20 protein-coding genes are annotated in these 21,202 nt (G+C 64.5%); 4 read left to right on the top strand and 16 right to left on the bottom strand.

The annotated features are described in order from the left end of the window. Nucleotides 1–31 precede the first annotated feature (31 nt). Nucleotides 32–1,573 (top strand): amidase, encoded by a 1,542-nt coding sequence (locus PW947_RS10250; protein WP_299631375.1) that lies wholly within the window; start codon nucleotides 32–34, stop codon nucleotides 1,571–1,573. Beyond that, nucleotides 1,570–2,796 (top strand): acyl-CoA dehydrogenase family protein, encoded by a 1,227-nt coding sequence (locus PW947_RS10245; protein ID WP_299631373.1) that lies wholly within the window; start codon nucleotides 1,570–1,572, stop codon nucleotides 2,794–2,796. Before PW947_RS10250 ends, PW947_RS10245 begins: the two co-directional genes overlap by 4 nt. 1 nt (nucleotide 2,797) lies before the next feature. Here the strand turns inward: PW947_RS10245 and PW947_RS10240 are convergent, their stop codons facing one another. Next, nucleotides 2,798–2,944, bottom strand: coding sequence for a hypothetical protein (locus PW947_RS10240; protein WP_299631372.1), 147 nt, complete (start codon nucleotides 2,942–2,944; stop codon nucleotides 2,798–2,800). Between the two features lie 131 nt (nucleotides 2,945–3,075). On the opposite strand from PW947_RS10240, the gene PW947_RS10235 reads away from it, so the two are divergent. Beyond that, nucleotides 3,076–3,948 carry a LysR family transcriptional regulator gene (locus PW947_RS10235; RefSeq protein ID WP_299631371.1) on the top strand — a complete coding sequence of 291 codons (873 nt, stop codon included), beginning with the start codon at nucleotides 3,076–3,078 and terminating at the stop codon, nucleotides 3,946–3,948. Between the two features lie 29 nt (nucleotides 3,949–3,977). Here PW947_RS10235 and PW947_RS10230 read toward each other — a convergent pair whose 3' ends face one another. The 8 genes from PW947_RS10230 to gcvA all read right to left on the bottom strand — a co-directional run bounded on the left by PW947_RS10230 (nucleotide 3,978) and on the right by gcvA (nucleotide 12,770). Further along, complete coding sequence (locus tag PW947_RS10230; RefSeq protein WP_299631369.1) at nucleotides 3,978–4,829, bottom strand: sterol desaturase family protein; 852 nt, start codon at nucleotides 4,827–4,829, stop codon at nucleotides 3,978–3,980. Next, entirely contained in the window at nucleotides 4,826–5,479 is a 654-nt protein-coding gene (maiA, locus tag PW947_RS10225) for a maleylacetoacetate isomerase (protein WP_299631367.1), read from the bottom strand. The genes PW947_RS10230 and maiA overlap by 4 nt, the downstream gene beginning before the upstream one ends. After that, nucleotides 5,476–6,741 (bottom strand): MFS transporter, encoded by a 1,266-nt coding sequence (locus tag PW947_RS10220; RefSeq protein ID WP_299631366.1) that lies wholly within the window; start codon nucleotides 6,739–6,741, stop codon nucleotides 5,476–5,478. Before PW947_RS10220 ends, maiA begins: the two co-directional genes overlap by 4 nt. A gap of 31 nt (nucleotides 6,742–6,772) precedes the next feature. After that, nucleotides 6,773–7,348, bottom strand: coding sequence for a cupin domain-containing protein (locus PW947_RS10215; protein ID WP_299631365.1), 576 nt, complete (start codon nucleotides 7,346–7,348; stop codon nucleotides 6,773–6,775). After that, nucleotides 7,345–9,237, bottom strand: a complete 1,893-nt coding sequence (locus PW947_RS10210) for an FAD/NAD(P)-binding domain-containing protein (RefSeq protein ID WP_299631364.1) — start codon at nucleotides 9,235–9,237, stop codon at nucleotides 7,345–7,347. Before PW947_RS10210 ends, PW947_RS10215 begins: the two co-directional genes overlap by 4 nt. Nucleotides 9,238–9,247: 10 nt before the next feature. After that, nucleotides 9,248–10,120, bottom strand: a complete 873-nt coding sequence (locus tag PW947_RS10205) for an N-acyl homoserine lactonase family protein (protein WP_299631363.1) — start codon at nucleotides 10,118–10,120, stop codon at nucleotides 9,248–9,250. Further along, nucleotides 10,117–11,511 (bottom strand): lysine 2,3-aminomutase, encoded by a 1,395-nt coding sequence (locus tag PW947_RS10200; RefSeq protein WP_299631362.1) that lies wholly within the window; start codon nucleotides 11,509–11,511, stop codon nucleotides 10,117–10,119. Before PW947_RS10200 ends, PW947_RS10205 begins: the two co-directional genes overlap by 4 nt. A gap of 359 nt (nucleotides 11,512–11,870) precedes the next feature. Next, complete coding sequence (gene gcvA / locus PW947_RS10195) at nucleotides 11,871–12,770, bottom strand: transcriptional regulator GcvA (RefSeq protein WP_299631361.1); 900 nt, start codon at nucleotides 12,768–12,770, stop codon at nucleotides 11,871–11,873. Nucleotides 12,771–12,913: 143 nt separating this feature from the next. On the opposite strand from gcvA, the gene PW947_RS10190 reads away from it, so the two are divergent. After that, nucleotides 12,914–14,218, top strand: coding sequence for an adenylosuccinate synthase (locus PW947_RS10190; RefSeq protein WP_299631359.1), 1,305 nt, complete (start codon nucleotides 12,914–12,916; stop codon nucleotides 14,216–14,218). Nucleotides 14,219–14,277: 59 nt separating this feature from the next. On the opposite strand, the gene PW947_RS10185 is transcribed toward PW947_RS10190, so the two are convergent. The 7 genes from PW947_RS10185 to PW947_RS10155 all read right to left on the bottom strand — a co-directional run bounded on the left by PW947_RS10185 (nucleotide 14,278) and on the right by PW947_RS10155 (nucleotide 21,183). Beyond that, the gene (locus tag PW947_RS10185; RefSeq protein ID WP_299631358.1) at nucleotides 14,278–15,507 is read right to left on the bottom strand and encodes a Rid family hydrolase; all 1,230 of its coding nucleotides are present in this window, start codon (nucleotides 15,505–15,507) and stop codon (nucleotides 14,278–14,280) included. A gap of 79 nt (nucleotides 15,508–15,586) precedes the next feature. Then, complete coding sequence (locus PW947_RS10180) at nucleotides 15,587–16,618, bottom strand: LacI family DNA-binding transcriptional regulator (protein WP_299631357.1); 1,032 nt, start codon at nucleotides 16,616–16,618, stop codon at nucleotides 15,587–15,589. A gap of 29 nt (nucleotides 16,619–16,647) precedes the next feature. Continuing rightward, complete coding sequence (locus tag PW947_RS10175) at nucleotides 16,648–17,757, bottom strand: C45 family peptidase (protein WP_299631356.1); 1,110 nt, start codon at nucleotides 17,755–17,757, stop codon at nucleotides 16,648–16,650. A gap of 33 nt (nucleotides 17,758–17,790) precedes the next feature. After that, nucleotides 17,791–18,999: an ABC transporter ATP-binding protein gene (locus PW947_RS10170; RefSeq protein ID WP_299631355.1), complete on the bottom strand. Its 1,209-nt coding sequence runs from the start codon at nucleotides 18,997–18,999 to the stop codon at nucleotides 17,791–17,793. Continuing rightward, nucleotides 18,956–19,375 carry an ATP-binding cassette domain-containing protein gene (locus PW947_RS10165; protein WP_299631354.1) on the bottom strand — a complete coding sequence of 140 codons (420 nt, stop codon included), beginning with the start codon at nucleotides 19,373–19,375 and terminating at the stop codon, nucleotides 18,956–18,958. Before PW947_RS10165 ends, PW947_RS10170 begins: the two co-directional genes overlap by 44 nt. Continuing rightward, nucleotides 19,368–20,252 (bottom strand): ABC transporter permease, encoded by an 885-nt coding sequence (locus PW947_RS10160; RefSeq protein ID WP_299631353.1) that lies wholly within the window; start codon nucleotides 20,250–20,252, stop codon nucleotides 19,368–19,370. Before PW947_RS10160 ends, PW947_RS10165 begins: the two co-directional genes overlap by 8 nt. Continuing rightward, a complete protein-coding gene (locus PW947_RS10155) occupies nucleotides 20,239–21,183 on the bottom strand; it encodes an ABC transporter permease (RefSeq protein WP_299631352.1) in 945 nt (314 codons plus the stop codon). Before PW947_RS10155 ends, PW947_RS10160 begins: the two co-directional genes overlap by 14 nt. Nucleotides 21,184–21,202 lie beyond the last annotated feature (19 nt).

The raw sequence follows: 21,202 nt of genomic DNA, 5'->3' as shown, positions 1-21,202 counted from the left end.
CGCCGCGCCACCGTCTCCGTGGATACGAATCATGACGTCCTCAACCATTGAATCCGCGCCGGACACACTGGCCGCACTCGTTTTCGCCGGCGCAAAAGAACAGGCTCAGGCGCTCGCCGACGGCCGCGTGTCGGCAATCGACCTGCTGGAACAGACGCTCGCACGCATCGACCGCTTCGATGCCGCGCTCAACGCGATCGCCGTGCGCGACGACGATCGAGCGCGACAGGCGGCCCGCGCCGCCGACGCCGCACTCGCGCGCGGCGAACGCAAGCCGCTGCTCGGCGTGCCGGTGACCGTCAAGGAATCGTTCGACGTCGCCGGACTTGTCACGAGCGTTGGCAATCCCCGCTACGCGGATAATCGCGTCGAGCGCGACTCGGACGCAGTCGCCGCGCTGCGCGAAGCGGGCGCGGTGATCGTCGGGAAATCCAACGTACCGCAGGCCAATGCCGATCTTCAAAGCTACAACGATGTGTACGGGCTGACCCGCAATCCGTGGGACCCGGCACGCACACCGGGCGGATCGTCGGGCGGTGCCGCGGCGGCGCTCGCGGCGGGCTATGTCGCGCTGGAACTCGGTTCGGACATCGGCGGCTCGATCCGCATTCCGGCCCATTTCAACGGCGTGTTCGGCCACAAGCCCAGCGCCGGGCTGGTGTCGATGCGCGGCACCGGCGCGCCATCCGGACGGATCGTCGATCGCGATCTCAGCGTTGCCGGACCGCTCGCGCGCCGCGCCGCCGATCTCGAACTCGCGCTCGACCTGCTGGTGAACCGGGAGCCGCTCGCGGCAAAGGCGTGGCGCGTCGCGCTGCCGTCCGCACGGCATACGCGCCTGCAGGATTTTCGCGTGCTGGTGCTCGACACATGGCCGGGCACCGAGCCGAGCGTGTCCGAACGCCGGGTGATCGAGCGGGTCGTCGAAGCTCTAAGCTCGCACGGCACGCACGTGACGCGCGCAACCGCTCTCGCCGCCGGACTGTTGCCTGACCTGGCCGTCTCTCATCCGTTGTTCAGAACGCTGGCGGGTGCGTCGCTGGTCGATCCGCCGCCGCTCGGCGCCAACGCGCAAGCGCGGCTGAAGCAGTTGCAACCGGACGACCACAGCGCCGAGGCCGCGCGTTTGCGCGCGCCGACGCTGACGCATCGCGAATGGCTGCGCGCCGACGAACACCGTCACGCGCTGCGCCATGAATGGGAGACCCTGTTCGGCGCTTTCGATGTGGTCATCACGCCGGTTGCGCCGACGCCCGCCTTCGCGCACAACCACAGCGAACCGAAAGACGAACGCACGTACCCTGTCGCCTACGCGGACGGAATACGGCAGGTGCCCTTCTTCGAGCTGTTCTACTGGGCCGGCCTGCCCGTTTTGCCAGGATTGCCCGCGACCAGCTTTCCGCTCGGACTCGATGACGACGGCCTGCCGGTTAGCGCGCAGGCGGTCGGTGCCTACCTCGACGACCGGACGACCATCGCCTTCGCGCACGCGTTCGAAACCGCGTTCGGTGGATTTATCGCGCCGCCGGGCTATGCCGCCGGATCGCATTCCACCGGCGCCGCTACGCGATGAGCGCGCGCGAACCTCAACTGGCTAACCGGGAGACCGACCGTATCGACGGGTTGATCGGGCGCGCCACGCAACTCGGACTTACGTTCTCGGCGCTCGCGCCGGAACACGACGCATCCGGCGCAGCACCGCGCGAGCAGTTCGACGCGTTGTTGCGCGCCGATCTGCTGAAGCTGGTGGTGTCGCGAGCAGACGGCGGGCATGGCGCGGGACTCGCCGCCGCGAGCGCGGTGGTCCGCGCGATCGCGCACGGCGATCCGTCGGTCGCACTGATACTGTCGATGCATTACTGCCAGCATGCCGCGATCGTCAACTCGGAACGGGCAAGCATCGGCGACTGGCCCGCGCATCTCGCGCGCCGTCTGTCGCGCGAGGCCGCCGTGGGTGCCGCACTGCTGAACGCCGCGCAGGTCGAGCCCGGCCTCGGATCGCCATCGCATGGCGGCTTGCCGGAGACGGTCGCACGCCGCGACGGCGACGTCTGGCGGATCACCGGACATAAGCGATATGTGACAGGCGCGCCGCTACTGTCCTGGATCAGCGTCCTCGCGCGCACCGACGAAGCCGAACCGCGACTGGGTCAGTTTCTGGTGCCGCGCGACGCGCCCGGGGTGCAGATCGTCGAGACGTGGGACCCGCTCGGTATGCGCGCCACCGTCAGTCACGACGTGGTGTTCAGCGACGTGCGCGTGCCGCTCGCCGATGTCGTCGCGCTCAAACCCGCATCGCTCGGATTGCAACGGCATCCGCACAACACCGCGTGGTACTTCACGCTGGTCGGCAGCGTCTACGACGGCGCGGCCCGCGCCGCGCGCGACTGGCTGCTCGGGTTTCTAAACGGGCGACGCCCCGGTGCGCTCGGCGGCACGTCGCTGGCGGGCGTGCCCACCATCCAGCAGACTGTCGGTGCCATCGAAGTGCTGTTGCAAACCAACGACTGGTTGTTGCGCAGTTCCAGCGCTGCCTTCGATCGTGGCGAGGCGCCGGACACACTGGCGGCGACAGTCAAGCACGTCACCATCGACAATGCGATCAAGGCCGTTGGCCTTGCGATCGAGCTGGCCGGCAATCACGGTCTCGCGCGCAGCAATCCGCTGGAGCGGCATCATCGCAACGTGTTGTGCAGCCAGATCCACGCGCCGTCGAACAGCCTGATCAGCGGCAACGCGGGGCGCGCCGCTCTGGTTGGCTGGCGCCCGGGCGAGCCCGTCCACCATCAGCCCTGAGTCAAAGCGCGCGAATCAACGCGCAGGCCAGCGCCGTGGTCCCCAGAATGATCAGCGCACCGATTCCCAGGCCGGCAAGATGCGCGTAAAGCGCGTGGCGCCGGTCGGGTGCGGCATCGTTGGTGCACGCCCTTTCGAAATGATGCATCACGCGTCCTTTGACGAGTCGGTCCGTACCGGCTTGCCCGATACGGCGAATGACGCTAGCGTGTCACGGCCCCCGTCTTTTTTGAACACGCCGCGCGATATTTCTATGATGACCAAAACGAATGGATCGCCATGAAGACACTCGACCTCGAAGCGGTACAGGCGTTTCTGCTGGTCGCTGATTTGCGCAGCTTCACGCGCGCGGCCGACGCGCTCGATAGCACGCAATCGGCGATCAGTCTGAAGCTCAAGCGCCTGGAAGAACGGCTCGGTCAGCGCCTGATCGAGCGCACGCCCCGGATGGTGCGGCTGTCGCCGAAAGGCGAGATCTTCCTGCAGGCCGCGCGTAATCTGCTCGCCGCGCACGACGACGCGCTCGCCGCCCTGACGCGGGAGAGGACCACGTTGAAAGTGGGCATCAGTCATCACATCGTCGGTGGCGATCTGCCGGTGTTGCTGCGCCATGTGCATAGCGCCGATCCAGGCTTGCTCGTGGAGATGCGCGTATCGAGTTCGCGCGACATCGAAGCCGACTTCGACCGTGGCTCGCTCGACGCTGCGCTGGTGCTGCGGCACGACGACAGTCGCCGTGACGGCGAAACCTTGATGGCGGAGCCGTTCGGCTGGATGGCGACGCCCGACTGGCCGCATCGCGACGGCGATCCGTTGCGGCTCGCCACCCAGGCGTATCCGTGCCGGGTCCGCGCGATGGCTGTCGGCGCGTTGCGAGACGCACGTCTGCCGTGGGTCGAAGTGTTCGTCGGCGGCGGTATCGCGACCATCGGCGCGGCCGCGCAAGCGGGCCTGGCAGTCGCACCGCTTGCGCTGCGCGTCGCGCCGGTCGGCACGGTGGATGTCGGCCCGCGGCTCGGCTTGCCGCCGCTGCCCTCGCGCGACGTGGTGCTGTATTCCGCAACCTCCGACCCACAAGTTCGCGCGGCCCTGCGCACGCTGGTCAGCGCGTTCCGCTCGACGCCAACCGGCGCGGCGACAGCGCCGACCTGAACCCGCCGTGGACACGCGCCGCCCCATGCTCAGCCGGGTTCCTGGGTTCGCGCGTCAAGGCCGACGGCCGCAAGGGGTAGACCGGTCGCCGGCTTCTTTTTCTCGAACATCGACGCGAGCATCCCGAAGATCGACTGACTGGCGGCGTCGTCGTAGCCGCGCACGCCCATCGGCGTCGCGGCCCTGTCGGGTGTCTGGAGCAGCGTGCCGAAAAGCTTGTCCCATAGAATCAGGATCACGCCGAACTGGCTGTCGGCGTACTTGCGGATTTTCGCGTGGTGCGCGAAATGCTGACTCGGCGTCACGATGAAATACCCCAGCACGCGTTCGAGTATCGGCGGCAGCTTCAGGTTGCTGTGGTGATAGAGCTGACCCGCGAGCGCGAGCGGCGCGTGAATGATCAGGACAAGCGGGTCGAGGCCGAGCAGCGGAATCAGGATCGCCCGCGGCGCGAGAATCGTGATTGCCGCGCCGGGATGATTGCGGATCGTCGTGGACGCCTCCATCAGCGGGTCACTGTGATGCAAGCGATGAAAACGCCATAACAGCCGGAACGTATGATCCGCGCGATGCCGCCAGTAGTCCGCGAAATCGAGCGCCAGCACGCCGAGCACGACCTGGATCCAGAGCGGCACGCTGACATGGTTGAACAGCCCCCAGTGGTTGCGCCCGGTCGCATGAAGCAGCCAGACGATACCGAGTCCGAGCACGGCGGTGGTCGCCACGTAGATCGCGCCGATCACCAGGTTTTTCGCGGTGTGCCGCCATCGCCCGTCACCCTCGAGGAACGGCGCAATCGCCTCCAGCACGATCAGCAAGGGCAAGCCGGTCAACATCACCGCGTAACGCGGGTTCGCCAATGCAAGGTTGTAAAGACTCATTTCGATCTCCAGTCCTGATTGCTGTCCGGCTGATTGTCGGGAAGCGCATGCTGGAAGGCCGGCACTTCCAGGCACGTTTCGACGATCCGCGCGATCGTCGGATACCGGTTGATATCGATGCCCGCGCGACGCGCATTCAGCGCCTGCGGCACCAGAAAAAGGTCGGCCGTGCCTGGCGAATCGCCATGGCTGAAACGGCCTGTGAAACCGTCCTGCAAACGCTGCTCGACGGCGAGCAGACCTTCGTCGACCCAATGCCGCTGCCAGGCGGCGATCGCGTCCGCATCGAGACCGGCGTGGTCGCGCAGATAGCGCGCGACGCGGGCGGCACCGAGCGGGTGAATATCGGCGGCAATGGCGGCGGCAAGACTCGTGACACGCGCGCGCGCCGCGACGCCGGTGGGAAACAGCGGCTGTTCCGGACGCGTAGCGTCGAGGTATTCGACAATCGCCAGCGACTGCGTCAGCCGACACCCGTCGATCTCCAGCGTCGGCAGCAAGCCTTGTGGATTCAGCGCAAGGTAGGCGGGCTCGCGGTGCGCCTGTTGCGCGATGTCGTAGGACACGGTTTCATAAGCGATCTGCTTGAGATTCAGCGCGATCCGCACGCGAAACGTGGCCGACGAACGAAAGTAGCCATGCAGTTTCATGATGTCGCTCCCGCCTTCGCCGGACGCCACTCGCGCCGCAGCAGCCATCGCACGAAGCCCGGCAACTGCAGCGCGAGCGCAACGCCGAACGCCGTCTGGAAAGCAACCGCCGGGTAGTGATGCGCGGCATCCGGATGCCACGCGCCGACGATAAAACCGAAGCCGCTTTGCACGACGAACGCACTGAAGAAGATCAGCAGGTTCAGGCAGGTCGCGGCGCGGCCGGTGAGCGCCGGTGGCACGCTTTGCGCGACGATCGTGTATTCCAGCCCGGCAATCGTGCCGATCAGCGTAAATGCCACCGTGATGACGGGAATCAGCGGCACGATGTTCAGCACGGCCAGCACCTGAACGCCGATAAAGATGCCGACGCCGACGCCCGCCACATCGAGCGGCTTCATACCGAAACGCCGGCCGGCCCATTCGGTCAGATTGCCGATCGACAGCGAACCGGCGACGATCGCCGCCATGCCGATAAACAGCAGCGCAGCGGTATCGTGCGCGTTCAGGCCGCCCGCATCCTGCAGCCACTGCCCCATCCACAGACCCTGAAGTCCGAACGCGACCGCGTGCGCGGGCAGCAGCAGCGAAATCGTGCGGCGAAATGCCGGGTCGCGGTACACCTCGAACAGCGAACGCACCGACGGCCAGCGCGTCACGCGATGAGCAAGCGGTTCCTGCGGCGTGACGAAATAGATCACCAGCGCCGGCACCAGCGTGATCCCGGCCAGCACGACGAACAGCGTGCGCCAGTTCAGATACTGCAATGCGATCTCGACCGGGAGCGTCGCGGACATCGCGCCGAGTCCGCCCACGGCCAGCAGATAGCCGTGAATCGACGGCAATCTGGCCGGCGCGACCCAATAAGACAGCGCCTTGATCGATCCCATGAAGCACGCCGACAGGCCGAGACCGGTCAGCACCCGCGCGACGAATAGCGCACCGAAACCGTCGCCGGCCGCGAACAGCAGCGAGCCGAGTGCGGCGATGCCCAGCAGCACGAGTTGCACGCGGCGCGGTCCGTACCGGTCGAGTGCGAGCCCGACGGGTAATTGCGCCAGTCCGAACGACACGAAGTAGGCGCTCGACAGCAAGCCGAGCTGCGCGGCACTCAGTTGCAACGACGCCACCAGATACGGCGCGAGCACCGCGTTGATGGAGCGAAACACGAACGACACGTAATGGCCGAATGCAAACGGCAGAAACACAGTGGCATACAAGGCCGCCGTACTGACACGGCCCTCGGTATTGGACGACTCCACGCGAGACTCCTTTCTGGAATAACGATCCCGATCAGGGACGATGCGCGGCACGATAGACATGCTCGATGCCGGCGTCCGGCGACTCGCGCACGAGCGTGCCGAGTTGTGCGACCTGCGGCAGGTTCTGCACCGCGTACAGCACCAGCGGCGCCGCGCCGTCGGGATTGACGAACCGATGCTCGGCCCACGGCGGGACGTACAGCGCATCGCCGGGAGCGAGCGCATAACCGGTGCCCTGTTCCACGTACGCGCGACCCTCGCCCGTCACCACCACGTACAGATGCCAGAACGAGTGCCGATGCGAGCGCGTGGTCCGCTGCGGCTCGACGATCTGCACGGTCAGCGACACGCCGGGCGCCGCTTCGGCATTGGCGTGGCCGGGTTCGTTGCCGTCGGTCGGCGGCCCGGCAACCAGCGCGACCGTGCCGCGTTCGCCGTGCGCGTGCGCCGCCCAGGCACCGGACACCGCCGACCAGGGCCAATGGGCCGACTGCGGTCGGCGCTGGCTCGCGGAATCCAGATATGCGTCGAAGGACACGAAGCGGCCGCCATCTGCGGCTTGCGACGGCGCGGCCACTGACACGTCGGATAGTTCGGCGTGGCTCATACGGTCTCCTGGAGGTCGCCGGCGCTGATGGGCGAGCGTGCCGGATCGGTCCGCGCGGTTCGATCCGCCGCATTCACGGCATCGAACAGTTGCAGCACGCAACGCTCGGCGTCGGCGGTCTGACGCGAGGCGATCTGCGGACGCGGCAGCGCATGCGTATAGAAATGCGGGCCTTCGACGACGAAGCCGATCGCCCACATGCGCGGATGCGGGCGACCATCGCGTCCGAGCGGGCGCGATTGCGTATCGATATCGATGCCGCCGGGGTGGTAATCGCCATTGCGATACGGACGGATCAGACCGCGACCTAACAGGGTGTCGGTCAGCGGCGAGTCGTCCGTGAGCGGCGAATAGCTATCGAGCCGCGCGGCGATGAGCACGTCGGCGAAACATTGCGACACCCCGTCCACATACGGCGTATCGATCCGGAACTGCGCGCGCTGCGGATCGCCCGTGACCGATGCGCCCGGGCCGCCGGCCAGATCGAGCAGACCCGCCGAACGTAACGCGAGGAACTCGACGTTGCGTTGCTTCGGTGGACCGAATGCGACGCGATTGGTGATCGCGTTGAATTCCTCGACAAAATATCGGTGAGAGTCGGGCGTCAGTCCGCCGGATTCGACCGCTGTACGCAACGCATCGCGCGTGTCGCGCAACACGTCGGTGGCGGCTTTCACCGGGCTCGACAGATTGCCTTTGAACGCATGCTCGAGGTCGTGCTTGAACTGCGCATCGAAAAACGCCCGATACGCGTCCGCCGACTCGAAGCGTCGCCCCTTCAACGGCCAAAGGATCGATTCGATCGCCGCGTTTTCTTCGGGCGTCGCGTCGAATGTCGATGGATCGACTGTTTGCTGAAGGGCGGCGCTGCGATACGCATAGGCCATTTCCTTGACGATCAACGGCAACACGTGCGCACGAAAGTCGATGCGTGGATCGCTGCGCGCCTGTCTCGCGCCGTCCGCCAGCGTGCGGATCGCATCCGGTGTAAAGAAGCGCGCCCGATGCTTGCCGGTCAAACCTTTCTGGTTCACGCCCCGCGCGGCGAACGGCAGGCAGTTTCGCGAGAACAGCAGAATTTTGGGCTCTTTGCCTGAAGGCCGGTAACGCAAGCCTTCACTGGTCTCGATGTAGCGGCCGCCACGCCCCAACGTCAACTCCGAGATCACGTCATGCGACGTCAAGCCGAAACCCTGCACCGCGACCGTTGCCTGTGCGGGGATGCTCGACAATCCGGTCACTGGATAAGGCGACGCGAAATAACCCAGCTTCGGATTGCGGCGCACGTGCCCGGTCACGAACCCGGATGCCTGAAGATCGTCGATGGTGGGCTTTCGCCGCCCGTGGCCGGTCAACAGAAACACGAAGTCCGTCGGATACAGATAGCCGTTGTCGAGCCGTATCTGAAAGCGCTCCCCGCGCGGCTCGATATCGACCACGCGGGTGCGGTGATGCACGACCGTGATCCGTTCCGGCAACAGGCTCACGACGCGGTCGTACATCCACGCGAGATACTCGCCAAGCAGGCTGCGCGGCAGATGATCGAACTCGGTGATCGCCGCGCCCGAACTGTCCTCGACCCGCAAAAAGCGCTGCCCGAACCGGCGATAGCCGCTCGCCGCCGCCCATTCGACCAGCGAGGGCCCGCAGCTGCCGCCGCCCGCGACGCTGATCGGCGCAAACATCGAGATCTGCGATGCCACCGTGTTGATCAGCAGATGATCCGGCTGACGCGATGGATGCGAGCCCTGACCACATTCGCCTGTGTCGATCACGTCGATATGCAGACGCGCATCGGGCGGCACGCGCTGCGCATGCTCCAGAATCCGTTCGAGCACGCTCAGACCGCGCGGCCCCATTCCCACCAGAGTGACGTTCGTCAATGTCATACGTGTCTCCTCAATCCGATTCGACAGTGAGCGCGTCGGCGACGTGATCGGCGTGCTGATGCGCCGGTTTGCCGAGCGGTGCTTCGTGAAGTGCAACGATGTCCGGCTCGCCGGGCAGTGCGCGAAAGCGCGTTCGCACGAGCGGATCGTGGCCGGGCACGATATGGTCGGGACCATCGGCGAGCTGCTCGATCAACGCATGCGCGTCGAGCATCCGGCCCACGTCGATCACGATCGGAAACGGCCGGCGGGCGCGAAGGTTGTCCCAGTAGTGCGCGGCGTCGCTCGCGAGCACGATATGGCCGCGCGCCGTCGCGACCCGCACCACCTGCAGGCCGGGCGTGTGGCCGCCGACCTGATGCAGCGTGATGCCGGGGAACAGTTCGCTGTCACCGTCGGTGAAACGCAGACGCCCTTCGAACAGACGGAATACCGCCTGCGCCACGTCTTGCGGCTCGAACGGTCCGCGTAACGCCGCATGGCCCATGCAACGCCCAGTGCAAAACGCAAGCTCGCTTTCCTGCAAATGAAAGCGCGCGCGCGGAAAAGCATCGAGATTGCCTGCGTGGTCGTAGTGCATATGCGTAATCACGACGTCCTCGATATCGGCCGCGTCGATGCCCAGTTTTGCGAGCAGCGCGACCGGCTCGCCAAAGTAAGCGCGGCCACGCCTGACCGCCAGTTCGGACTTGAAACCGGTATCGACCAGCACGACGCGCTGCGCGTTGCGGATCACCCAGAAATAGAAATCGAGCGGCATCGCGCGATTGCCGTGCGGATCGTGGCCGAGATAGTTTTCTGCACTGCGCCGGGCCGCGTGCGTCGCGTACCGGACTGCGTAGACTTCGTAGCGGTCGGGCGTCAACGGGACATCACGCTTCATTGCGCGGCCTCCACGAAATCGGCTTCGTCCACCCGCCCGGTGCCCGCCACGTGAACGGGAATCACGCGCTTGCCTGCGGGCGGCTGCGGCGCGTCGTCCTCGAAAAAGAACTTCCGCTCGCCGAATGCGGGCACCAGGTCGTCGAGCCAGGTCGCCTGCGGATCGAACTTCGCGTAGAACGGACGACGCACCCATTCGGGGTTACGCGCCTGGAGAAACTGCAAGGCAAAGAGCTTTTCTCCGCCGATGGTGACGATGCCGTCCACCATCACCTTGCCGGGAAATGCGCTCATCGACGGGCCGCGCACGGTTCGCGCGAGGCCGGACACCTGCCGGTACGCGCGTTGGAAAATGTCGTACGCATCCGCCAGTGGGAGCTTGAAGTAATCGCTCGGGCCGGTATCACGTTCGACGAACATGTAATACGGCACCGCGCCGAGCTTGACGCCGAGCGTCCAGAGCCGCGCCCATGCGTCAGGGTCCGTGTTGATATGGCGGATCAGCGGCGCCTGCATCCGGACGGTCGCGCCGGTGCCGATGATCCGGCGCACGGCCTGCTGCGCGATCTCGGGCTCCAGTTCGTTCGGATGGTTGTAGTGCCCCATGATCGCCAGGTTGCGCCCGGACGCGACGACCGACTCGAACACGCGCAGCAGATCGTCGGCGTCCTTGTCGGTCACGAAGCGCTGCGGCCAGTACGCCACCGATTTCGTGCCGATCCGGATATTCTGGATATGAGCAAGCTCCGGGGTCAGCAAGGGCGTCAGGTATTCCGCCAGCGAGCGCGCATTCATGACCAGCGGATCGCCGCCCGTGATGAGCACGTCGGTGACTTCTTTATGGCGCTTCAGATACTCGACGAGATGCGACGTTTCCCGCGCATCGAATTTGAACTCGTCCATGCCGACGAATTGCGGCCAGCGAAAGCAGAACGTGCAATACGCATGGCAGGATTGTCCGGCGCTCGGAAAGAACAAAACCGTTTCGCGATATTTATGCTGCATTCCCTGCAACGGAATACCGTCCAGATAAGGAACGTTATGCGTCAGTTGCCCGGCGGGATGCGGGTTCATTCGCAGACGAATCTTGTGAACCAGTTTGTCGATCTCGGGTTCAGAATTACCCGATCGAATCAGCGTTCTAAGCTGATCGTATTCCTCGTCCCGCAACATTTCTTTTTGCGGAAAGGTGAGCCTGAAAATGGGATCGTCGGGAATCTGCTGCCAGTCGATCAATTCGCCCAATACGTAGCTATTGACCCGGAACGGTAGTACGCGGCCGACTATATCGACGGCCTCTTGCTGATCGGCGGAGAGCTTCGACCACTCCGGCGTCTGCCGGACGGTCTGCCGCGTGTACGGTTTAAACCTGAGCGTTGCGTCGTTCTGCATTCCAGTGCCCTCGTAAATTTATTCTTTGCGCCATTTATTTTGTCGGGCGCAATATTGGATAAACGAAACGGACTATCGAAAGCATTTAAAAGCATAAGACTCATATCGGCAATTAGCGGCTTAATCAGACCGGCCGTAATTTGCGCAATCAGACTGTAATGGCGCGCACGCCAAATGAACATGGCAGGCGGATTATTTCTGAAATTAAATATCGCTATGCGTGGAATGCGATTAGCTAATCGGCGGCCAAGGTTAATGACCGCATCGCTTATAAGCAGATTGAAAGTATTGGAAGCCATTTCGAAAGAAATGGCGGCGTTTCATGTTCACGCAGTCGAAGCCGGGCAAAGCGATATGCGCTACACCGTGCGCGAAAACCGTTGCCCCAACTCGCGCAACCACGTCAAAAAGATATTGATGGCCGGGTCTTCAACGCGGGCAGTGTGAACATAGCTGCAGTAGCGCCATGCGGGCAACGCGGGGCCGTCGAACGGAAACACGAGACGGCCCTCCTCGACATCGAGGGCGACAAGCGCGGTCGGTCCCATCGCGATACCCAAGCCGTCGATCGCGGCTTGCAGCGTCAGATAAAAGTGATCCAGTTGCTGGGAGTTGCGCGCGGCAAGCCGGGGGTTCCCGCACGCCGCCAGCCATTCGGCCCACAGGCCGGGATAGGTCGCCGTGTGCAGCAGCGTGTGATGCTTCAAGTCCGACACATTCCGGATCGGATGCGACTCCAACACCTTCGGGGAGCACACCGGCAACCGCACTTCCGACAGAAACTCGTTGACCACGTAGCCCGCCGCTTTCTGCTCGCTGCCGCGAATCGCTACATCGCATTCGCCGCGCAGCCGTTCGATCGCTTCGTCGGAGGTGGTCAACCGGACTTCCACTGCGGGATTGGCCAGCTGAAAGTTCGACAACTGCGGCAAGAGCCAGCGCAACGCGAACGTGGTCGGCGCATTGACCCGGATGATCTGCTGCCGGGTAATCCGGAGTTGTTCGTTGGTGGCGAGTTCGATCCGGTCGAGCACCGCCGATATCTCCGACAGGTAAACGCGCCCCGGCGTCGTAAGTACGACCCGTCGGCCCCGACGCTCGAACAGGTCGTGTCCGAACCACGCTTCCAGCTGTCCCACTTGCCGGCTCACGGCCCCGTGCGTGACGCAAAGCTCATTGGCGGCGGCCGAAAAACTCTCGAGCCTGGCGGCAGCTTCAAATACGCGTAATGCGTTCAACGGGGGCAGACGGCGCGGCATAAGACGATCTCTATGTGAGTTTTCCTGACAATTCTAATGAGTTTATATCGATATTCGCGACTACGCCCGGCCGCTATATTGACCTGATTGACCGCAGATCTGGCTCCAGATCTGTTCAATAAAGTCACCAGGAAGATTACGCTATGTCGAACGTTGTTGTGGTTGGCGCTCAGTGGGGCGACGAGGGAAAAGGCCGGATCGTGGATTGGCTGGCCGAAAAGGCGGACATCGTCGCACGCTACAACGGTGGCCACAACGCGGGCCATACGCTGGTGGTGGACGGCAAGACCTACAAACTCGCGCTGCTTCCGAGCGGTGTCGTGCGCGGAAAGCTGGGGTTGATCGGCAACGGCGTCGCGCTCGACCCCGAAGCGTTACTGGCGGAGATCGGGCGCATGGCGGCACTGGGAATCAGCGTCACACCAGAAGTGCTGCAGATTGCCGAGACCGCTACGCTCGTGCTGCCGGTCCATCGCGCGCTCGACGCCGCGCAGGAACGCTTGCGCGCGCAGCCGCTCGGCACGACGCTAAGAGGCATCGGTCCGGCCTACGAGGACAAGGTTGGCCGCCGTGGCTTGCGCGTCTGCGATCTCGCCGAACCGGAACTGCTTGCTCAAAAGCTCGACGTCCTGCTTGAGTACCATAACGCGTGGTTCCGCGGCCTCGGTCTGGAACCTTTCCAGCGCGATCCGATGCTCAGCGATCTGCTTGCGATGGCCCCCCGAATCCTGCCGTTCGTGGGACGCGTCTGGGAGCAACTCGACGTCGCCCATTCGTCGGGCAAGCGCACGGTATTCGAAGGGTCGCAAGCGGTGATGCTCGACGTGGACTGGGGCAGCTATCCGTATGTGACGTCGTCGAGCACGATCGCCGCCGGTGCGGCGAGCGGCACCGGTATCGCGCCGTCGCACCTGGGGCCGGTGCTCGGCGTCAGCAAGGTCTATGCGACGCGTGTCGGCGAAGGCCCGTTCACGTCCGAAGTGGACGGCGCGCTCGGTGACATGCTCCGCGAGCGCGGCGGCGAATATGGCGTCAACACCGGCCGCCCGCGCCGTTGCGGCTGGCTGGACACGGTGCAACTGCGCCAGAGCAGCAAAGTAGCCGGTATCGACCTGCTCGCGCTGACCAAGCTGGATGTGCTCGATGGATTCGACTCGATCGACGTGTGCGTAGGCTACATGCTCGACGGAAAGCGCATCGACTACATGCCTGCCACCCACGCCGAGCAATGTCGCCTGGAGCCGGTTCTGAAGCGCTTCGATGGCTGGGAAGGCTCGACCCGCGGCATCCGGTCATATGGCGACCTGCCCCGCCAGGCCGTCGCGCTGATCGAGGCGATCCAGCAGGAGGTTGGCATTCCGGTAGCAATGGTCACCACGGGTCCTGAACGTGATGACGCCATTGTGCTGCGGTCGCCGTTCGACGAAGCGGAGCGGACGCGACGCTGAGCGGGGCATCTGGACTTTGGCCTGGCTAGCCTGACGGGTCGATAGCGCAGTGCTGTCCGTCAGTCGGGTTCGGCCACGGCAAATGCGTCGATCTCGATGATCATGCCGGGATAAGCCAGCACCGGTTGCGGCACATCCGTCATCGGCAGACGCGGCGCGTCGAAAAACGACGAGCGCACACGCCGGTTGACATCGAGTTCGTCCACGCCGCAACGACCCTCGTACATCGTGGTCAGTTTGCAGATGTCCGCATAGTCGGCATCGAGTTCGCGAAGTATCGTACCGATGTGAGTCATCGCCTGGCGCGTCTGCAACGCCATCTCGCCAGAACTGACCGCACGGCCCTGCTTGTCGAGCGAAACCTGGCCGCCGAGGAAGATCATGTCGTGGCATTTCACGCCGTGCTTGTACGGCAGATGCGTCGTCCAGTCCCACAGGCTATCGGGCCACGCATGACGGCGCGGCAAGCGCTCACCGTCTTCACCGAGCATCGCGACCACTTCGATCCTTATCAGCTCGCCTTCGCGCGCGAGGTTTGCAAGCGGGATGCCGGTTGCCGCCGGGCCCGGTTCGTTGAAGTGCGCGGCGCACGCGAGCGCCGCCGGCTCGAAATCCTCAACGGACCCACGACCCACGTACCAGCGATTGACCTTGACGACATCGTCGAAGGTCGCACCGAACGCAGCCAACGCGCCGCCGATCTGCTGCATGACCTGCCGCGTCTGTCCAACGATATCGCCAGGATGCGCGACCTTTCCGTCCACGACAGCCAGCTGGCCGCTGACAAAAATCATCTTGCCGCAGCGCACCGCCGTTTCGAAAGGGGCTGGCAGCCATGCTTCACCGTTGTCGCGCGGTGCGTACTGCCGCGACAGGCGTGCGCCGTCGGCGGCCTGCATTGCGTAGCCTTCGATCAACACCCGCATCCCACGATGCGACAGATAACCGACCGGAATTACCGTGACCGCAGGCCGCGCGCCAGCGGGCAACATCGATGCAAGCGATGCAAGACAGGCCGTCTCGTCGAAGCCGTCGTCAGGGACATAGAAGCACAGCAACTTGACGAGTTGGGTCGCATCGCTGCCGAGTTCGTCGAGCACATCGTCGACGCGCCGCATCGCGCCCCGGGTCTGTTCGCGTGGATCGTCGGGATGAGCGATCTCGCCTGCGGCAGTCAGATCGGCCTGCCCGGCAATCCAGATCATTTGCCCACAGCGCATACCCTGCGCGTGCGTCCCCGGCGTCGGATCGTCCGTCTCGCGTGTCAGCCACGCATATTCTTTCAACATCTCGCCTTCCTTCCCGTGTAGTAACCCTAACTATATTGACTGGAACGGAGACAGCATGATGCTGCCTGCCTCCGTTCGCTCAGGTCGGGTGACGTGCTGTCGTCGCGCGCAACAAGACGTCGCCCGACAGCATCTCGCCGCCCGCATCTTCGCTGCCTTCGAGTTTCGCGATCAGCTTTGAAACGGCTGCACTGCCGAGTGCCTCCGGCCGCAGATCGAGTGCGGTAATGGGCATTGCAGCCGAACGGCTCTCGGCGCCGTCCGTGCCCGCCGCGATCATCAGCGCGTCGGGCACGACGATGCCGCGTCGCTGCGCGGCGAGAAACACGCCTGCCGCCAGGCGGTCGAGCGACGCGAAGATCGCGTCGGGCGGCGACTTGCCGGCCAGCATCTTCATCGCCGCATCACAGCCGGCCGACTCGGACGGATGCGACTCGATCTCCACGAGCATCGGCGTCTGTTTGCGCGCGCGCGTCCACTGAAGGTAGGCGTCACGCACAGCGAGCGTGTAACCGTACGCAGGCGACGACAGAATCGCGCCGACCCGACGCGCACCCTGCGCTTCGAAAAGATCGAACAGACGGGTCGCGAGTTCGCCATGCGGACTGTCGATCCAGAGCGTGTCGCTGCCGGCCTCGAGGTCGCGTCCGATCGTGACGGCAGCCAGCCCGTTGCGGTTCAGATGCGTGAGCGTGGGGTCGTTCTGAACCGGATCGATGACGATGCCGCCGTCTATCGGCATGTTGCTGAGCATGTCGGGGCCCGTGCCGAACGGCGCGAGCAACAGCATATAACCGCGCCCAAGCGCGCATGTCACCGCGCCTTGCCACAAGCGCACGAAGTAGTCTGTATTCGCGACGACTTCCGACATCGACGACGGCACCGACGCGAACACCGCCAGCACGCCGAAATTCTTGCCCCTCAGCTTGCGCGCGAACGGATTCGCGCGATAGCCGTGCTGTTCGGCAATCGCGATCACGCGGGCACGCGTTTCCTCGTCCAGCCGGCCCGTGCCGTTGAGCGCATACGACACGGCTGTCTTGGATAGATTCGCCAGTTCCGCGATGTCCTTGATGCCGATGCGACTGCGCTTTTTCTTTTCATCAATCATGTTCGGTACGTTCAAAAGGCGATTTACTGTCACTGCGCACGGCGCGCCTCGCCGATGGCCGAGAACGGCACCGGTTGCCAGCGCGCTTCGCCCGGTCTGCCTGCGCAGAAGGACGCCTCGGGCCGGTCGCCGAGACGATACAGCACCGAGCCGAACGTCTGGCTGATGCTCGCGCCGCGCGGCGTCATACAAAGCGGCGTGCCGGGATCCGCCAGCAACGCTTCGACGTCGTCTGCGCAATGCAGCGAGGTTGCGCGCTCATGCAAAAACGCGAGGCGTTCAGTCGAATTATGAATGCGTCCGCTCGCGGCCAGTTGCAAGACGGCTTCTTCCCTGACGTCGCCGCTATACAGCGGATGATTGGTGTGCCATAACGCATTGCCGCGCGGCTCCGCGCGCAACGCGCCGCCATGCGCCGAACACTCTATGCTGGCGACACCCGTGCGATCGGCTATCGCATAGTGCTGGCCGCTCGCGTGCGTCATGTGTTGCAACGCCTGGAAGGCGTCGTGCGCCGTGCGCTGCCGCAACGCGTGGCGCAACGCGAATGCAACGGGAATGCCCGCCGTGTCGTGCCGGAGCATCAACAACGTATTCACGCAGATCGCGACGCCCGCCGCGGTGATGCCGGTCAAACCGATCAGTCCCGCACCGCTGAGCACGAGCGATTCCGGTCCATCTCCGTCACGCAGTCGCAGCACGATCTGCGATCCGTCCATGTACGCGGGCAAGTCCATATTCTGCGCCAGCACGACCGACTCTGCGTCCGCGAATCCGATCACGCTGCAACCCGGCTCGGACGTCGGCAGCGCACTCAACGCGTCGAGGTCGTACCACCATTGCTCGTCCATCAGATTGTAGGCGGCCACCCGTTCGAACGGCAGCCCGGCACCTTCGGCGATGCCGCGCACCTCGTCCGCCAGATCGGGCAACACGCGCGATGCCGTGTCGAACAGTCCGGTTTGCGCGAGCAGACGCGCCGCGTATGCGTCGATATCGGGCACGTCCTTCTCTGCGTGCCAGGCGCGCATCGTCGCATCCGCCCAGCGATCGAGCGCGCCGCGCACGAGTTCACGCGCGCTCTCGCCATGCGCGCGGCCGCGCGCGCGACCATCGCCTGTGCACTCAACGATCATCATGTCTGTCTCCATCGGAAAAGTGAAGATTGCGCATCAGACCATCTGATCGAGATCCAGCGTCTGCTCGATCAACTGACGCGTCAGCGCGGCTTGCGGCCGGCTGAATACGGCTCTCGTCTCGCCCCGCTCGACCACGTGCCCCTGTTCGAGCACGGCGACCTGATCGGCGATCTGCGGCACCAGTGCAATGTGGTGAGTGACGAACACGACCGTCAGTTGCAGTTCGTGCCGCAAGTCGTTGATCAGATCGACCACGGACGCCTGTACGGAGACATCGAGCGCCGACGTCACTTCGTCACAGATCATCACTTTGGGCTGCACCGCAAGCGCACGCGCGAGCGCAACGCGCTGACGCTCACCGCCGCTCAACTGATGCGGATACTTCGACGCAACACCGGCACCCAGCGACACCCGCGATAGCTGATGCCGAACATGGCCCGACGGTATCGCCATGCCGAAGAAGCGCAATGGCTGTTCGAGCAGATCGCCGACGGTGCATCGCGGATTGAGCGATTCATACGGGTTCTGAAAAACGTATTGCAGATCGCGCCGTTGCTCGCGCGAGCGACGATGCACCGCGCGTTCGAGCGTTACGCCGTCCAGCGCGATCGTGCCCGCATAGTTCTCGTGCAGACCGATCATCGCGCGACACAAGGTCGTCTTCCCGCTGCCCGATTCGCCGACGAGCGCAACGCAGCCGCCCGCCGGCACGGTCAGGTCGATCTCATGCAGGACTTCCCGCTTGCCATAATAGCCGCGCAGTGCCGTGATGCGCAGCCGCGGCGCGCTGTCCGTTTGCGTCGTCGCGCGCTGGACCGGCGCATCGTCTTGCGCCTTCGCGAGAATCCGCGAGAGGCTAGGCGCCGCGTCGATCAACGTGCGCCCATAAGCACTCGACGGCGTTTTCAGAACGTGCCGCGTGGCACCGCTTTCGACGATACGTCCGTGTCGCAGCACGACAGTGCGACGGCACAGCGCAGCGACCGCGCCGAGATCGTGACTGATGAACAGCCCCGCAACGTTCTTTGCTTCACAGACACTGCGGATCAGTTCGAGAATCTGCGCCTGGACCGCCACGTCGAGACCCGTTGTCGGTTCGTCGAACACGATCAGCGCCGGGTCGGACAGCAACGCCGCCGCAATGGCGACACGCTGCTGCTGTCCGCCAGAAAGCTGATGCGGATAGCGCTTGAGGAACTCAACCGTTGCAGGAAGACGAACCTGTTCGAGCGCGGCAAGCAAACGCGGCTGCGTATCGGTCGCCGCGTCTTCGAGACGATGCTGCGAGTTGCGTGCCGATCCGCAGCGCCGGGTTCAGCGCCATCGCCGCCGATTGCGGCACATACGCCATCGCGCTGCGCCGGAGCGCGCCCAATTGGCGGCTGTCGAGCACGGTAAGCCGCTGACCGTTCAACGCAATCTCGCCACTGTCGATCCGCATGCCGCCACGCACGTAACCGAGCCCGGCGAGTCCGATCGTGGTCTTGCCCGAACCCGATTCGCCGACGAGGCCCACCCGTTCACCCCGCCCGATCGACAGATCGATTCCGTCGATCAGCGGCAGGCCCGTGCGCGTGTTGACGATCCGCAGGCCCGTTATAGTCAGCACGTCAGCCATGCTTCGACCTCGTTTCGATGAAGTTGACCGCGCGGCCTACACAGTCCGCGAGCAGATTGCAGCCGACCGCAAGACTCGCAATGGCCGTCAGCGGCAAGAGCACGCCCCACGGCTGCACGGAGAACGCCATCCGGTTCTCGTTGATCATGTTTCCCCAGTCCGGATTGGGCGGTTGCACGCCCAGCCCGAGAAAACTGAGACTCGCGACGATGCCGATCGAGTAGGTAAAGCGGATGCCCAGCTCGACCATGATCGGCACGACCAGATTCGGCAAGACGACCCGGAACACCGTGCGCGCGCGGCCGTAACCGAGCGTTTGCGCGTATTTGACGAAGTCGCGCTCGACCACGCCCAGCGCCACGGCCCGGATCACCCGCATCGTGCGAGGCAAATGGCCCGCCGCCACGACCAGCGCCATCAGCCACGCCGACGCGCCCATCAGGCTCAGACACATCAGCGCCAGCACGATCGAAGGAAATGCCAGCAGCACGTCGGCACCGCGCATCACGACGGCATCGACGCGACCGCGTTCGAGGGCGAGCAATCCGCCCGCCGCACTGCCGCCTCCGACGCCGAGCAAGGTCGCGACCGCCGACAGCATGATCAGCATGCGGCCACCCGCCATGAAGCGGCTCAACACGTCGCGGCCGAGATTATCGGTGCCGAAGAACGCGCTTGCGGACGATCCCGCGTACGGCGCGCCGACGAATCCGTTCGGGTCGTGCGGCACGAGCAGCGGGCCGGCGATTGCGACCAGCAACGGCACGGCCATCAGCACGAAGCCAATCCAGAATCGGCTATCGGCCGTCATGCGGTGCAGGAGCGTCGGCGATGCGTGATCGGTCAGAACGAGCGCGGGTGCGTTATCGGGCTGCATGGCGAACTCTCGGATTGGCGAGCAAGGTAAGCGAATCGGCGATCAGGTTGACGACGATATAGACGATCGCGATCAGCAACGCGATGGCCTGTACGACCGGCAGATCGCGGTTATTCACTGCGTCAATCATCGCCGAGCCGATGCCGGGATAGCCGAACACGTATTCGACCATCACGACGCCGCCCGCGAGATAGGCGAGCTGCAATGCCAGCACTTGCGCGACCGCGCCCAGCATGTTGACGAGTCCGTGCCTGAAGACAACCGTGCGCTCCGGCAGGCCCGTCAGCCGCGCATACGCCACGTAGTCGCTGTCCATCACCTCGATCATCGCCGCGCGCACCATCCGCACGATGTACGGAACGATCGCGAGCCCGAGTGTCAGCGCGGGCAGCACCAACTGCAGCGGGTAAGCGGTCACGGGCCGCATCGTCGCGGTTGCAGGAAACAGCGGGAAGAGCCCGGTCGCCAGCAGGATGATCAGGCCCATTGCAAGTACGACTTCGGGCAGCGCCGAGAGCACCAGCGTGACGATCGTCGCTGCGTGATCGAATGCGCTATCGCGCCAGTAGCCGGACGCGGCGCCGGTGATCAACGCAAGCGGCACGCCGATCGATATCGACGCGCCCATCAGCAACAGCGAATTCCCGACGCGCTCGCCGAGCATCAGGTTGACGGCCATGCCGTTGCTCAGCGAGACGCCGAAATCGGCATGCACGGCATGCCAGAGCCACGCGCCATACTGGGACAACGGGCTGCCGTCGAGATGCAACTGCATGCGCAGCGCGGCGAGACGCTCGGGCGTGGCGTCGCGTCCGAGAATGGCCTGAGCGGCGTCGCCGGGCAAGACCTGCGTCGCGGTGAAGACGCACAGCGACACGACGAGCAACGCGAGCGCGGTCGCCCCGAGCCGCCTGATCGAACTGGAAAACATAAAAGAATCCTCGATAAAA

The sequence above is a fragment of the Paraburkholderia sp. genome (assembly GCF_028283785.1).
Lineage (GTDB): Bacteria > Pseudomonadota > Gammaproteobacteria > Burkholderiales > Burkholderiaceae > Paraburkholderia.
Note: the sequence above shows the minus strand (reverse complement) of the source record. Positions and strands in the feature narration are given on the sequence as shown.

Bases quoted from the DNA above. Each gene is read 5' to 3' on its own strand.
- PW947_RS10215 (WP_299631365.1), bottom strand. From the start codon at position 7,348: ATGAGCCACGCCGAACTATCCGACGTGTCAGTGGCCGCGCCGTCGCAA.
- PW947_RS10200 (WP_299631362.1), bottom strand. From the start codon at position 11,511: ATGCAGAACGACGCAACGCTCAGGTTTAAACCGTACACGCGGCAGACC.
- PW947_RS10250 (WP_299631375.1), top strand. From the start codon at position 32: ATGACGTCCTCAACCATTGAATCCGCGCCGGACACACTGGCCGCACTC.
- PW947_RS10155 (WP_299631352.1), bottom strand. From the start codon at position 21,183: ATGTTTTCCAGTTCGATCAGGCGGCTCGGGGCGACCGCGCTCGCGTTG.
- PW947_RS10235 (WP_299631371.1), top strand. From the start codon at position 3,076: ATGAAGACACTCGACCTCGAAGCGGTACAGGCGTTTCTGCTGGTCGCT.
- PW947_RS10190 (WP_299631359.1), top strand. From the start codon at position 12,914: ATGTCGAACGTTGTTGTGGTTGGCGCTCAGTGGGGCGACGAGGGAAAA.
- PW947_RS10185 (WP_299631358.1), bottom strand. From the start codon at position 15,507: ATGTTGAAAGAATATGCGTGGCTGACACGCGAGACGGACGATCCGACG.
- PW947_RS10165 (WP_299631354.1), bottom strand. From the start codon at position 19,375: ATGGCTGACGTGCTGACTATAACGGGCCTGCGGATCGTCAACACGCGC.
- PW947_RS10210 (WP_299631364.1), bottom strand. From the start codon at position 9,237: ATGACATTGACGAACGTCACTCTGGTGGGAATGGGGCCGCGCGGTCTG.
- PW947_RS10160 (WP_299631353.1), bottom strand. From the start codon at position 20,252: ATGCAGCCCGATAACGCACCCGCGCTCGTTCTGACCGATCACGCATCG.
- PW947_RS10230 (WP_299631369.1), bottom strand. From the start codon at position 4,829: ATGAGTCTTTACAACCTTGCATTGGCGAACCCGCGTTACGCGGTGATG.
- PW947_RS10245 (WP_299631373.1), top strand. From the start codon at position 1,570: ATGAGCGCGCGCGAACCTCAACTGGCTAACCGGGAGACCGACCGTATC.
- PW947_RS10180 (WP_299631357.1), bottom strand. From the start codon at position 16,618: ATGATTGATGAAAAGAAAAAGCGCAGTCGCATCGGCATCAAGGACATC.
- PW947_RS10240 (WP_299631372.1), bottom strand. From the start codon at position 2,944: ATGCATCATTTCGAAAGGGCGTGCACCAACGATGCCGCACCCGACCGG.
- PW947_RS10175 (WP_299631356.1), bottom strand. From the start codon at position 17,757: ATGATGATCGTTGAGTGCACAGGCGATGGTCGCGCGCGCGGCCGCGCG.
- gcvA (WP_299631361.1), bottom strand. From the start codon at position 12,770: ATGCCGCGCCGTCTGCCCCCGTTGAACGCATTACGCGTATTTGAAGCT.
- PW947_RS10205 (WP_299631363.1), bottom strand. From the start codon at position 10,120: ATGAAGCGTGATGTCCCGTTGACGCCCGACCGCTACGAAGTCTACGCA.
- maiA (WP_299631367.1), bottom strand. From the start codon at position 5,479: ATGAAACTGCATGGCTACTTTCGTTCGTCGGCCACGTTTCGCGTGCGG.